Annotated in this window: 12 protein-coding genes; 7 read left to right on the top strand and 5 right to left on the bottom strand. The window is 37.7% G+C overall.

The annotated features are described in order from the left end of the window. Positions 1-287: 287 nt before the first annotated feature. A complete protein-coding gene (locus P3L37_RS06180) occupies positions 288-1232 on the top strand; it encodes an ATP-grasp fold amidoligase family protein (RefSeq protein ID WP_109913350.1) in 945 nt (314 codons plus the stop codon). A gap of 69 nt (positions 1233-1301) precedes the next feature. Here P3L37_RS06180 and P3L37_RS06175 read toward each other — a convergent pair whose 3' ends face one another. Then, positions 1302-2444 (bottom strand): MFS transporter, encoded by a 1143-nt coding sequence (locus P3L37_RS06175; RefSeq protein WP_004912983.1) that lies wholly within the window; start codon positions 2442-2444, stop codon positions 1302-1304. Positions 2445-3042: 598 nt separating this feature from the next. Further along, entirely contained in the window at positions 3043-4671 is a 1629-nt protein-coding gene (gene prpR / locus P3L37_RS06170; RefSeq protein ID WP_109913309.1) for a propionate catabolism operon regulatory protein PrpR, read from the bottom strand. A gap of 245 nt (positions 4672-4916) precedes the next feature. Here prpR and prpB point away from each other — a divergent pair, with 245 nt between their 5' ends. The 3 genes from prpB (at position 4917) to P3L37_RS06155 (ending at position 8495) form a co-directional block, all read left to right on the top strand. Beyond that, on the top strand, positions 4917-5804 hold the full coding sequence (gene prpB, locus P3L37_RS06165) for a methylisocitrate lyase (protein WP_110732093.1): 888 nt from the start codon (positions 4917-4919) through the stop codon (positions 5802-5804). A 61-nt stretch (positions 5805-5865) separates the two neighbouring features. Then, positions 5866-7029, top strand: coding sequence for a 2-methylcitrate synthase (prpC, locus tag P3L37_RS06160; protein WP_109913306.1), 1164 nt, complete (start codon positions 5866-5868; stop codon positions 7027-7029). Positions 7030-7040: 11 nt separating this feature from the next. Beyond that, positions 7041-8495, top strand: a complete 1455-nt coding sequence (locus P3L37_RS06155; protein ID WP_109913307.1) for a bifunctional 2-methylcitrate dehydratase/aconitate hydratase — start codon at positions 7041-7043, stop codon at positions 8493-8495. Between the two features lie 72 nt (positions 8496-8567). On the opposite strand, the gene P3L37_RS06150 is transcribed toward P3L37_RS06155, so the two are convergent. After that, a complete protein-coding gene (locus P3L37_RS06150; RefSeq protein ID WP_109913308.1) occupies positions 8568-9608 on the bottom strand; it encodes a galactose-1-epimerase in 1041 nt (346 codons plus the stop codon). A gap of 234 nt (positions 9609-9842) precedes the next feature. Continuing rightward, positions 9843-10772: a cation diffusion facilitator family transporter gene (locus tag P3L37_RS06145; RefSeq protein ID WP_004912996.1), complete on the bottom strand. Its 930-nt coding sequence runs from the start codon at positions 10770-10772 to the stop codon at positions 9843-9845. Between the two features lie 300 nt (positions 10773-11072). Between P3L37_RS06145 and P3L37_RS06140 the strand changes: the two genes are divergently transcribed. After that, a complete protein-coding gene (locus tag P3L37_RS06140) occupies positions 11073-11510 on the top strand; it encodes a universal stress protein (RefSeq protein WP_004912997.1) in 438 nt (145 codons plus the stop codon). Between the two features lie 48 nt (positions 11511-11558). On the opposite strand, the gene eco is transcribed toward P3L37_RS06140, so the two are convergent. Continuing rightward, complete coding sequence (gene eco, locus P3L37_RS06135; RefSeq protein ID WP_004913002.1) at positions 11559-12035, bottom strand: serine protease inhibitor ecotin; 477 nt, start codon at positions 12033-12035, stop codon at positions 11559-11561. A 266-nt stretch (positions 12036-12301) separates the two neighbouring features. Here eco and P3L37_RS06130 point away from each other — a divergent pair, with 266 nt between their 5' ends. Together P3L37_RS06130 and P3L37_RS06125 are read left to right on the top strand one after the other, a co-directional pair. Then, positions 12302-12514, top strand: coding sequence for a DUF465 domain-containing protein (locus P3L37_RS06130; protein ID WP_004261774.1), 213 nt, complete (start codon positions 12302-12304; stop codon positions 12512-12514). 282 nt (positions 12515-12796) lie between these two features. Continuing rightward, positions 12797-13162, top strand: coding sequence for a nitrous oxide-stimulated promoter family protein (locus P3L37_RS06125; protein ID WP_004913005.1), 366 nt, complete (start codon positions 12797-12799; stop codon positions 13160-13162). The last annotated feature ends 532 nt before the right edge of the window (positions 13163-13694 follow it).

Here is a 13694-nt window from a genome sequence, read left to right as displayed (position 1 = left end):
TAAGGTCTATCTTTCTTGCCTATGTTACACTTTAAATAGGCAATACCCTTATTATTAATGACGAATAATTAAAACGATTGATTTAATTATTGATATAAAAGCATACAGATACCCGGCTATTATTAACAAAATGACCTTTATTTATCTTTTGTTTACTATTTATTTATTAAGAAATTATTAAATTGACCGTTACATTTATTGATGTTTTATTTAAGTTATAAAAAATATAATCAAATAAAAATTAGATTTCATTTACACACTACAATTTTAGAATGGTTGGTGCTCGCATGAAAAAAGCAGAGTATTTTATAAAAAAATTACGTACACTCATTATGAGTGACAAAACATATCTCACTAATAAATTTACTAAAAAACTCAATTACCGCCCTGACTTTAAAGCCCCAAAAAGCTTTAATGAGAAAGTGAATTTTAGAATGTTGCGAGATAAAAACCCATTATATTCACAATTTGCAGATAAACTTACGGTAAGGGAATATATCTCACGTACAATAGGAAATGAATATTTAGTTCCTATCATTGATACTTATAAAAATGTCGATGAAATTGATATAAGCAAACTGCCAGAGCGTTTTGTTTTAAAATGTAATCACGACAGTGGCAGTAGTATTATTTGTCGAAACAAAGCACAATTTAATTGGCTAAAAGCTAAAAACAAATTGGATTTTCATTTAACTAAAAATCTTTACTATATTACTCGAGAGCGTCATTATAAAACTATTCCCGCACAAATTATGTGTGAAGAATATATTGATTTATTCGCTAATAAAAACCGGAAGTTAGTACCAGAAACATGCCGGGTTCATTGTTTTTCCGGTAAGCCTGTCTATGCAGAAATTGACTATACCGACGAATTTGGTAATGAATTTATTAATATTTATGATATCAACTGGCAGTTACAACCCGTGACTTTTGGTTATCCAAACATGCTAGAACCCGTATCTGAACCGCCATTATTCAAAGAGATGTTACGGTTAGCAGAAATACTCGTCACTCCTTTTGATTATTGCCGAGCTGATTTTTTGATGTCTGATGAAAATACGTTGTATTTCAGCGAACTCACTTTCGCTCCAAATGCAGGTAGAACAAAAATATCACCGCTGTCATGGGATTTCAAATTAGGGGAGCTTTGGGAACAACGTATTGTACGTAACACTAGGCATTCCCCCATTGAAGCACAACTGGCACCTTCAACCGTGAATAAAAAGAAATAATTAGAATACAAAAAAGCTCTGCAATAATTCACAGAGCTTTTTATTTATTGGTTTTATTTGTTGATAAAATTAATTTGCTAACACACTAGCCTTGCGACGTAAGCTGGCAATTAACATATAAATTGCAGTTACTAACAGCACAATAAAGAAAAAATTCACTAAACCATTATGTTGGCCTAAAAATGTTCCGGCGGCGATAGGCCCCATTGCTGAACCGATACTGTAACTAAACAACATCACCTGAGTTGCTGCCACAATGTAGGAGGAATCTAGGCTATCACACGCCAATGTTATCGCTACCGGGTATAAGGCAAAAGTTGACATACCGAGTAACGCTAAAGCAACGATCATCACCAAATAATCACTCGAAATATAAATAACACCCATCGCAAAAACACCTAATAATGAAACCATTGCAAGCAACAAGGTTTTACTCATTAAGATAGATAATTTACTAACAACTGGCTGTATTAACATCCCACCAAGAATAATTGAGGCCATCAACACACCGACTTGGTCAGTGGTGAATTGGTCTTTTTTCAATGATAACGGCATTAGCCCATAAATAGTTCCCATAGTAATACCAGAAACCATACAGCCAATAATTGCAGGTTTACTTAAACGAGCAATTTTTTTCAATGAGAGTTTCTGATGAGAACCACTTTCTGGCTGACCTTGGCGCACTAATAACGGTGGCATTACCGCTAATAATAATAACCCTAATACCACCATAAATGGATAAGCACCATGGGTTCCAATAACACCAATAGCAAGCTGGCCAAGTGTTGTTCCGCCATACAATGACGTCATATAAAAACTTAAACGTTTAGCACGCTCTTTCGGATTATCGCCAATCAATAACCAAGACTCGACAACCACAAAAATACCCGCCACCGCAACCCCTGCAATTAAGCGGTTCGGCAACCAAGCTTCAATGGTTGGCGTCCATGGCAGTACGATAACTGTCGCGGCAAGCATCAATAAAAAACCAATAAACGCAAGACGATGGCCTATTTTGGCAATAATAGGTTCAATTAACATTGAGCCAATTAATAAACCAATATAATACGCGCTCGCTAACCAGCCGGCATATTGCGTATCAATACCAAAGCTTCCCATAGATAATGGGATTAAGCTCATTAAATAACCCGATGCAATAGCAAAAATCGTTAACCCTGCAACAGGAACGAATGCATTGTCGCGTTTGCGCATGATAGTAGTGGACTGATTCACGCCCCACTCTCCAACTAACAAAATAAATAATATGCGCTGCAACTACATCGTAGAATACGACAACATTGTGTTCCCAAGAAAGAACACATTTCGGCGATTAGTGCAGTAGTAAAAAAACAAAGATAAGACTAATTTGAGCGCAATATAGAACGTTCAATCACGAAGTTAAAATGAGAAAATCTAATGGTGACTAACAAAATAATTTATGTGAGAAAAATCACGTTTTTTTTGTAGGTAAACCCTGTTCAAAAACGGCAAGAAAAAGAAACTAATTACTTAAATAACAGTTATTTATAAAAACAACATGCAAAACCACCCCTGTTACTTTTAGATACAACTTAAACTAAATATAAGGAACCTAAAAAGTGCTTAATCACAAAAAAAATTATTTATTGTTTTCTCCTGCTGCATAAGCTGATTGATAAAGCAAATTTGCCTTGCTCAATTTACTAAAACAATTTATTTCACTTTTTTGTTTGTTATTCCCTTATTTTTTCTTTTTATTTAAAAATTAATAGAGATTCATTAAAATTTAGTGAAAACACTATAAATCGAATTAGAGGAATGCATAAAAATACTAATTCTTACTCTTCCTTGGTGCAATACGAGAATTCGGTCTGGAGGAATGGGAGGAAAGTCGGCGCCATAACGTAGTCCTACTAATTCCTAAATACTCGGCCACCGCTTTACGATCCCCATTAAATCTTGCCATTACGTCTTCTAATGGTTCATGTGATTTATCTTTTATTACGACGTCCTTGTGTTCGCTACCCTGCCTTTCTGGAGATAAACTTATTAACATTTGTGTTGTGATCGCTTTTTCTGGGTAAGCACTACAATACAGCGCGACTCGCTCCATTAAGTTTCTGAGTTCTCGAACATTGCCGGGCCATGAATACTCAAGAAAAAATTCTTTACATACAATTAGTTGCTGTACACGAAAGGAAGGTAAAGGCAATCTTAATCCTGCAAAGGCTAATTTAAGCAGCCGCTCCGCTAATACAAAAATATCATCGCCACGTTCATTGAGCGCTGGTACTCGCATTCTTAGTACCCCGAGCCGATAAAATAGATCAGCTCGAAAGCGCCCTTCTTTTACCCAACCGTCTAAATCACAGTGGGTTGCACAAATGACCCGAACATTGACTTGTAACGGTTTATACCCACCAACTCGCACTACCGAACGCTCTTCGAGCACTCGTAATAACTTTGTTTGTAATGCAATAGGCATTTCACCAATTTCATCTAAAAACAGTGTTCCCCCATTCGCCAGTTCAAATAAGCCTGCTCGGCCACCGCGGCGAGACCCCGTAAAAGCACCTTCTTCATAGCCAAATAATTCGGCTTCTAATAATGTTTCAGGTATTGCTCCGCAGTTTACGGCCACAAAAGGCATTTGTTGTTTACTTCGCTTATGTTGATTAAATAAGGTATATTCGTGATGAATGGCTTGTGCCACCATCTCTTTCCCTGTTCCACTCGCACCTTGAACCAATACCGTTGCATCAGAGCGTGCATATAACATAATGGTTTGCCTAACACGTTCCATCTGTAATGATGAACCAATCAGGTCATTAATGGTATAACGAACTTTTGCAGGGTTAGGGGGGAGATATTTGTCTTGCGAATGGTTTTCACGCCTCGACATCAGGCTTAATTCGATAGCATCTGAAAATGCTTGCCGTATGGTTTGTGTGGAATAAACAAAAACCCCTGTCATCCCCATTTCATCTGCTAAGTCCATGATTAACCCAGCGCCCACCACAACGGAGATCCCCAAAGCTTTCAGTGCCTTAAGCTGAGCTCTCGCATCCTCTGCGGTAACATAGCTACGCTGTTCAATTTGCAAACCAAAACGCTGCTGAAATTCATCTAATGATGAAAATGGCTTTTTATAATTGATGATCCCAATTTTATCGCTAATTTCTCGTGCTTTGGCTAATGCTTGCATAACATCAAACCCGCTGGTTTTCACGATAATAACCGGTACTGAAACATGGCTTTTTAAATAAGCACCATTTGAACCCGCACTAATAATGGCGTCACAATGCCCTTCCTGTAATCGTTGACGAACGGCCTCTACCGCCTGTTCAAAACCAAGATTAAGTGGTGTGATTTCCGCTTGTTCACTAAATTCTGGGCTGATATCTCGAAACAGTGTAAATAACCGGGACACTGAAACCGTCCAAATAATCGGTTTATCCATCATCGCCATACCTTCTCATCGTGTTTCATTTCCGTTTCACTTAACAATATATTGTTTCATTGAAACATTCCAACTGATTATTTTAACTTTGTTTTTTCTATCACAAACTAGAAAAATCAATATCCAATTGATTTTTAATAAATTTATATTCCCACACCTCTTAATTCAAGGTTGGCACGCCAATTGCTTTATGACTATTGTTACCCTAATCTCATTACAACTGATTAACATTTTATGAGGCCGCTATGTCATCATTTAGTGCAGGACACAAATTTCGCGAGGCTATCAAGCAAGAGTCGCCATTGCAGCTTGTTGGAACGATCAATGCCAACCACGCACTCCTTGCAAAACAAGCTGGCTATAAAGCTATTTATTTATCTGGGGGTGGCGTAGCCGCAGGATCATTAGGTATGCCTGACTTAGGTATTTCAACGTTAGATGATGTTTTAATTGATATTCGACGCATTACCGACGTCTGTGACTTACCACTAATGGTTGACGCCGATATTGGCTTTGGCCCTTCCGCTTTTAACGTTGCCCGTACCGTGAAATCCTTTTGTAAAGCAGGTGCAGCAGGGTTACATATTGAAGACCAAGTGGGTGCCAAACGTTGTGGCCACCGCCCTAATAAAGAAATTGTTTCGACACAAGAAATGGTCGACCACATCAAAGCAGCTGTTGATGCACGAACCGATGACAGTTTTGTGATTATGGCTCGAACTGATGCATTAGCGGTAGAAGGCATTGATGCCGCACTGGAACGTGCACAAGCTTACTTAGACGCAGGCGCGGACATGCTTTTCCCAGAAGCTATTACAGAACTCTCTATGTATCAAAAATTTACAAATAACACCTCTGCTCCCGTACTGGCCAATTTAACTGAATTTGGCCAAACCCCACTGTTTACTCTTGATGAATTACGCAGTGTTGGCATTGCCATCGCACTATATCCACTTTCTGCATTTCGCGCCATGAACAAAGCGGCTGAACAGGTTTATACAACATTACGTAAAGAAGGCACGCAAAAAAGTGTCATTCCGCTAATGCAAACTCGAGAAGAGCTGTATCAGAGTATTCATTATTACGATTATGAGCAAAAACTGGATGCATTATTTTCACAGAAAAAATATTAATTTTTAATTACTTATTATTACCGAAAGTTGCATTACCTCAGTCCCCTACAAGGAATAAATGATGAATGAACAACTTAACCACACTGAAACTCCTCAATTTAAACCTAAAAAATCAGTTGCACTTTCTGGTGTAGCAGCCGGAAACACGGCCCTTTGTACCGTTGGGCGTAATGGTAATGACCTGCATTATCGCGGGTTTGATATTCACGACTTGGCAACACAATGTGAATTTGAAGAAATCGCACATTTGCTCATCCATGAAAGGCTCCCTACGGCAACTGAACTCGTTGCATACAAAGAAAAACTGCAATCCCTTCGAGGGTTACCGGCAAGCGTTAAACAGACGTTAGAATCAATACCCGCTAACGCACACCCGATGGATGTCATGCGCACAGGCGTATCAATGATGGGCTGTGTTTTACCAGAAAAAGAATCGCACCCTTTTTCTGGTGCTAGAGATATCGCTGATCGCTTATTAGCATCATTAGGGTCGATATTGTTGTACTGGTACCACTTTAGCCACCATGGACGGCGTATTGAAACCCAAACAGATGATGATTCGATTGGTGCGCATTTCTTACACCTATTACACGGTAAAAAACCTCCTGCTCAATGGGAAAAATTCATGCATATTACGGCAATTTTATATGCGGAACATGAATTTAACGCATCCACATTTGCAGCAAGGGTTATTGCTGGGACAGGTACGGATTTTTACTCAGCGATGACAGGGGCAATTGCCGCGCTGCGTGGTCCAAAACATGGCGGCGCAAATGAAGTTTCTTTAGAAATTCAGCAACGTTATGCCTCGATGGACGAAGCGGAACACGATATTACCGCACGCATTAAAAATAGTAAGGTTATCATTGGTTTTGGCCATCCAGTTTATACCCTCGCAGACCCTCGTCATCCCATTATCAAATCTGTTGCTTTACAGTTATCAGAGCAAAGTTTAAACCGGCATCTTTATACCGTTGCGGATCGCATTGAGTCCGTGATGAAACGTGAGAAAAACATGTTTCCCAACTTAGATTGGTTTTCGGCTGTGGCTTATCACCTGATGGGCATCCCCACCGCTATGTTTACCCCGTTATTTGTTATGGCGCGTACCGCTGGCTGGTCAGCCCATATTATTGAACAACGACAAGATAATAAAATTATTCGTCCTTCAGCCAACTACATTGGGCCTGAAAATCAATTATTTACTCCTATAGAACAGCGTTAAAAGGTAACCTAATGACAACACAAACCGTGCGTTCGCAACAAATTGAATTTGATAAAGTGATCAGCGATATTGTTGATTATGTAATGGATTACCCGATTATTTCTGACCTCGCCTATGATACAGCTTATCATTGCCTGCTCGACACGCTGGGTTGCGGTATGGAATCCCTTGAATACCCCGCATGTAAAAAATTATTAGGACCTATTGTGCCAGGAACAATTGTGCCAAATGGAGCAAAAATCCCAGGCACACAATTTCAATTAGATCCTGTGCAAGGCGCTTTTAATCTTGGTACCATGTACCGCTGGCTCGATTTTAATGACACTTGGCTTGCTGCCGAATGGGGCCATCCATCAGATAACCTTGGCGGTATTTTGGCGACGGCTGACTGGCTTTCACGTGAAAACATTGCTAAAGGCAAAGCGCCACTAGTCATTAGAGATGTTTTGACTGCATTAATTAAAGCGCATGAAATTCAAGGTTGTATTGCGTTAGAAAACGCCTTTAACCAAGTTGGCCTTGATCATGTCATTTTAGTTAAAGTAGCCTCAACTGCGGTTGTTGCACATTTATTAGGGCTGGAAAGAGATCAAATTCTCAATGCCGTTTCCCAAGCATGGATTGATGGGCACAGCTTACGTACCTACCGCCATAGCCCCAATACAGGGTCCCGTAAATCATGGGCAGCCGGTGATGCCACATCCCGTGCAGTTCGGTTGGCTTTAATGGCTCAAAAAGGAGAAATGGGCTACCCAACGGCGCTAACCGCGAAAACATGGGGCTTCTACGATGTTTTATTTAATGGACAACCACTGCGTTTTCAACGCCCTTATGGCTCATATGTCATGGAAAATGTGTTGTTTAAGATTTCTTTCCCTGCTGAGTTTCATTCCCAAACAGCGGTAGAAGCAGCTTTACAACTCTATCAAACCCTTGAGAAATTAGGGAAATCGGCACAAGATATTGAGTCTATTGCCATTCGTACCCATGAGGCTTGTATTCGTATTATTGATAAAAAAGGCCCATTAAATAACCCGGCAGATAGAGATCATTGCATCCAATATATGGTTGCTATCCCATTAATTTTTGGTCGTTTAACCGCAGCTGATTATGAAGACAATATTGCCAAAGATGCGCGTATTGATGCATTACGTGCAAAAATGTATTGCACCGAAGATGCACAGTTTACTCGAGATTATCATGATCCTGAAAAACGTTCGATTAGCAACGGGTTAACCATCACATTGAAAGATGGGCAAGTGCTTGATGAAGTTGTTATCGAATACCCAGTTGGTCACAAACGCCGCCGCAAAGAGGGTATGCCATTGTTATTGAATAAATTTAGAATTAATTTAGCAAGGCAATTCCCAGAAGCCCAACAAATTCGAATTCTAAAAGCCTCTCTCGATAAACCCATGCTAGAAAAAATGCCCGTCAATGAATATCTGGATTTGTTTGTTATTTAAGTCTAAATAATTATTAACCAGTAATTCAATTCAGCGCCTTAATATAGAGGCGCTGAATATTCACCAGCTAGATTAGAAAATAAATTGGTAACGAGTTTGGCTTCGATACACTTGTTGAGAAAGAGCAATCGAGCTGTATCGCGTGCCCCACTCCGAATGATTAATGGCGTCTGTTGGAAACTGAGTAGCCATCACTACCCCTGAATAAGGGACATACGTTCGGGTTTTCCCTGACGTTGCAAACAGATTATTTCCACTGTACACATGTAATGCAGGCTGTGTAGTGGCGATATTGAGGCACACATCACCACTTGGTGCGCTGAGGATTGCGACTGTCTGCTCACCATCAGTTAATGCGTTGTTTAATATAAACGTATGGTCATAGCCCCCAACACGACGCTGCACATCATCTTGTAAAAAATCCCGGCCAATTCGCTTACTTTGGCGAAAATCAAAATTTGTTTCTGCAACATTATGCCATTCCCCCGTTGGAATACCGTCCATATCTGTTGGCAAATATTGGTCTGCATCAATATATAAATCATGCTCTAAAGCCGTTCTAACCGAATCCTCTCCTGCTAAGTTAAAATAGATGTGATTCGCAAGGTTAACAGGGCAAGCATCGGTAGCTTGGTAGTTATGATGGATAACCACTTGATTATCTTCTGTAAGTTCATAACTCACTTCAACGTCTAACTGGCTCGGAAAACCTTGTTCGCCAGCAGGAGACGCCAAAGAAAAAATAGCTTTCTGTGGAGTTGGTTGAAAAATACCCCATATACGGTGACTAAAATTATGTTTTCCACCATGAAGGCAATGTACTCCTTGGTTACCCGTTACCTGATAATGTTGCTTATTTAGCGTAAATTGAGAGTTATTTATACGGTTAGCTACTCGCCCGACTATCGAACCAAGATATACCCCTTGCTCCATCTGTTTCGCCATATTGGGTGAACCCAAAACAACATCTCGCTTTCCTGTTGTTAACGGAAGTATACAGCTAAGCCAACTAGCTCCTAAGCTACTGAGAATAACCTTCATACCATTTTGATTCGTAAGGGCAATTACTTTTGGAGCGCGAAATGTCTGACATTGTTCTTGAGTTAACCGCATTTTTTCCTCAATCATTCAATAATCACTATAGAGTACAAATTTGTAGAGTTTGCTACATGTTCCCTATACTTTGAACAAATACTATATTGTGCCATTATGAAACAACGTATTAATTTTCGCCTTGTTATCAACTGGGTGCAATAATTAATAAGTCATTTTTATATAATAGCTTGCAATAAAAAACCGAGCCACTTTAAAGCTCGGTTCTTATCGAAAAATAAAATAAACGTATGATTAATGCTTAACATCTTTATCATAAGGGTCAAGGTGAGTCATAACATCTAAAATTAATGGGTTTTCCATCAACTTGTTACGTACATTTACCGCAATCTCATGGCCAACAGTAATACTCATATTTCCATCAAGTTCTAGATGCACATCTACTAATAAAAAATCACCCGACTTACGTGTTTTTAAATCATGATATCCCGATAACTCACTTATATTATCTAAAACAGAACGAATTTCCTGCAAAGTTTCCTCATTCGCGCCTTTATCCATTAAGTCTTGCATCGATTGATTCGTAAATTTGAACCCCATGCGAAAAACAAAAGTCCCGACAATGAGGGCAGCAATCGGGTCAAAAATACGTAAACCGCATAAACTCCCAATAATACCGATGGCAACAACTAATGAAGAAGCGGCATCAGAGCGTGCATGCCAAGCATTTGCAACTAACATACTCGAATTCACTTTGTTCGCAACATGCAGCATATATCTAAATAAGCCTTCTTTTGCCACTAAAGCGATCAGTGCAGCGACCAAAGCTATGGTATGTACTTCAGGAATTAAATCTGGGTTGAGTAACTTTTCAATAGCAGACCAAACCATCCCCACACCAACAATTAATAAAATTATTCCTAATATTAATGAGGCACCATTTTCATAACGAAAATGGCCATAGGGGTGATCTTCATCAGGTTTTTTATGACTTTTTTTATTCGCGATTAATACGACAAAATCAGCAATTAAATCAGACAAGGTATGGATACCATCAGCAACTAGCCCTGAAGAATGTGAAATAACACCAATAATTATCTGCCAAATGGATAAGAGTGTATTAACAACGACACTGATGAGTGTACTTTTCTTCGCTGCATTAAATTTTATTTGCTGTAGCTCGAGCTCACTTTTTTTCTTGGGCGAGGCATTATTCATATTCATATGATGTATTCTTTAATGAAAAACAAAATAATTATCATTCAAATAAACCTTTTAAATCAATTGGTTAATGATATTTAAAATCAATAATCGCATAGTTCCTGTTAAAAGTCTCACTAATAATTGTAAACAAAGGGTGACTCAACAATAATTATCCTTTATTTTCAAATAATTAATTATATTTACCTTAACTCTAAGCGATAAATGCGCACGTTATAGCATTTATTACTTTCCATTTAACTTATGATATATTGAAGATAAGCCTTTGTAATTAATTTCAAATAACACGAAAATGAGGTCGCTATGTATAAAAAAATCCTAGTTCCTATTGATTTGTTAGAAGATGAGTTGAACCAAGAGATCATCAAACACGTTGAGGCACTAGCGCAACTAAGCTCAGCCGAAATTCATTTTCTATCCGTTATTCCAAGTCTTGAATTATTTTTTGGTATTGAAATTGCCGCCTTACCAGAAAGCAATAAAGATTCTGCAGAACGCTCAGTTCTCGCAATGCGTGCATTAGAAGAGGTCATTAAAGATATCAAAGTTGCTGATGAACGTATTAACTGCAAAGTTGGTATTGGTTCCGCCAAAGACGAAATTTTGGATTATGCGCAAGAAATTGGTGCCGACCTAATAGTTGTTGGCTCTCATCACCCAAGCACTTCAACCTACCTATTAGGCTCCACAGCATCCGCTATTGTGCGCCATGCGAAAACATCTGTATTTGTTATTCGCTAAATTAATTGCTATAAAAAATGCCGCTAAATGCGGCATTTTCTTGAATATTTATTTATTAACTGAATCAATTAATTTATCGTCTGTAGACCAGATGCGATATTTCACTTGCATATCTTTTGGAGCGTAAACCACAATTGGTAGCTTGCTGTTATAACGCACAAATGCATCATCACCTAACTGAGTTGTCACAAAACGGTCTTTTGCCGGCTCAGAACATCCCATCATGGTAGACGCAGGGCCTTTTACTTCGTCGAGTTTATAATAATCATATCCCCAACCTTCTAATGTCTTTTTGTCTAGGTCACCCATAAACCATTGGCGGTTACAATCTGCTTTGATCGTTTTTCCAATAACTAACTCAACCATAAAGTCATTTTCATTTTGTTGCTTGGTTAATTCAATTACATGACGAGTCATACCCGATTCAGCTTTTGGATATGGCGCGATCTTTTCCAAATCTTCCGTTGCTACTGCACAAGATGAAATTAGTGCCGCTGCCATTACAGATAAAATCGCTTTTTTCATTATTTATTCCTATTTAAGAACATAAAACTAATTTTTAAAACCAGACTTTTATACATATTAAGTCATTTACGTCGTAATTATCACTATAGATGATTCTTAATTACAAAAATAGAGATAACTCAGGTAAAGCAATGTAATACGACTTAATTCTAGTAGAAAGATCATAAAACTAATAAAAATTATGTAAATTACAAGCTATTTGGATGTACAAAATGTACGCAATGTTTATACTGAATCTGAGGCTTAATACATTCTGAGGAGGTAGTATGTTATCAGCAGATCAAGATTTAGTTTCAAAATTAATCTCTACACATCCCCGTTTTCAGACTCTTTATGAAAAACACCATCAACTCGACAAAGAAATCAGTAAATTAGAAGGTCCTTCTGGAGCTGGTTACAATGAGCATGTCGCTAAGCTAAAAAAAGAAAAATTACATCTTAAAGATGAAATGCAAAAGATAATGCTCTCGAGTCAATAGCTTATCACGATAATAATATCTGGTATTTTTCTCACATAACGAAAATCACAAACTTAGCTAACATTCTAAAAATGACGATATTATATTGATTCATTTAGTCTTAGCTAAGTGGTTTTTCACACTAATATAAGAGGGTAATTTTTTACCCTCTTTTTATTGCGTCGAAAATTCACCATTTAATTGAGCTCTATCAATAAAAACACGAATAAATCATCATTAGCTAACCATTCGCCTCTTAAAATTGTATATTAAATATATGTTTTAATTCTCTAAGGACTTTCTATGGTTGGCAAACGCATTCATCGTGAAATTAAAACGATTGAAAAAATGATAAAAATCTATGAAAAAGCCTACCCTGCGCCACTAGAATCTCCTGATTTTTATCAAAAATTATTTTCCTATGCCGTTAATAGGCTAGAAAAATGCCGGTATGGGGAAGAAAAACCAGCATGTAAACAATGTCCAATCCATTGTTACCAACCCAAAATGCGGGAACAAATGAAGCTAGTTATGCGCTGGGCTGGCCCTAAAATGTTAATCCATCACCCAATACTCGCTATACGCCATTTAATTGATGATCGTAAACCTGTTCCTGATTTACCTACCAAAGTAAATAAACGCACAGCTCGGAAGCAAGAACCTCGATAAGCGTAACCATAACTCAAACTAACCCTCTACTTAAGCAAAATACAGTATAAGGAGAAGTAATAAAATACGGGTATATTAAACAATAATAAGCGAGAAAAGTAATAACAAGAAAAAACTATTTATCAAAACATATATTTAAAATACCTATCAGAGCCATCATTCAAACCTATCTACTAAAAAATGAGACTCAAGTCACATCTTAACAGCAATTACCCTCATATTAATAAATAATATCAATCGATACGATTATAAAAAAAAATAAATTAAGTTAGCAATCAATTATTACATTAATGAAATTAATCAATAATAGTTTTAACGAATTCTAATATCACCATTAGCATAGCTAAAATTCATATTACTATACTAAAAATGATAAGTGAGCAGAAAGTAGAAAAAAAACACATTTTATGTGTAATAAACAATAATATATTAACAACCGACTAATTTTATTAATTTAGAATTTTAATCTAAACTAATTAAAATTATAGGAATAAACAGAAAAAATACCATTTTAAAACCAATAAATACCGAG

Source organism: Providencia sp. PROV114 (assembly GCF_032704305.1).
Taxonomy (GTDB): Bacteria; Pseudomonadota; Gammaproteobacteria; order Enterobacterales; family Enterobacteriaceae; genus Providencia; species Providencia rettgeri.
This window is presented reverse-complemented; position numbering and strand designations above follow the sequence as displayed.

Bases quoted from the DNA above. Each gene is read 5' to 3' on its own strand.
- prpR (WP_109913309.1), bottom strand. From the start codon at position 4,671: ATGGATAAACCGATTATTTGGACGGTTTCAGTGTCCCGGTTATTTACA.
- P3L37_RS06145 (WP_004912996.1), bottom strand. From the start codon at position 10,772: ATGAATATGAATAATGCCTCGCCCAAGAAAAAAAGTGAGCTCGAGCTA.
- P3L37_RS06175 (WP_004912983.1), bottom strand. From the start codon at position 2,444: ATGCGCAAACGCGACAATGCATTCGTTCCTGTTGCAGGGTTAACGATT.
- prpB (WP_110732093.1), top strand. From the start codon at position 4,917: ATGTCATCATTTAGTGCAGGACACAAATTTCGCGAGGCTATCAAGCAA.
- P3L37_RS06125 (WP_004913005.1), top strand. From the start codon at position 12,797: ATGGTTGGCAAACGCATTCATCGTGAAATTAAAACGATTGAAAAAATG.
- P3L37_RS06155 (WP_109913307.1), top strand. From the start codon at position 7,041: ATGACAACACAAACCGTGCGTTCGCAACAAATTGAATTTGATAAAGTG.
- P3L37_RS06140 (WP_004912997.1), top strand. From the start codon at position 11,073: ATGTATAAAAAAATCCTAGTTCCTATTGATTTGTTAGAAGATGAGTTG.
- prpC (WP_109913306.1), top strand. From the start codon at position 5,866: ATGAATGAACAACTTAACCACACTGAAACTCCTCAATTTAAACCTAAA.
- P3L37_RS06130 (WP_004261774.1), top strand. From the start codon at position 12,302: ATGTTATCAGCAGATCAAGATTTAGTTTCAAAATTAATCTCTACACAT.
- P3L37_RS06180 (WP_109913350.1), top strand. From the start codon at position 288: ATGAAAAAAGCAGAGTATTTTATAAAAAAATTACGTACACTCATTATG.
- eco (WP_004913002.1), bottom strand. From the start codon at position 12,035: ATGAAAAAAGCGATTTTATCTGTAATGGCAGCGGCACTAATTTCATCT.
- P3L37_RS06150 (WP_109913308.1), bottom strand. From the start codon at position 9,608: ATGCGGTTAACTCAAGAACAATGTCAGACATTTCGCGCTCCAAAAGTA.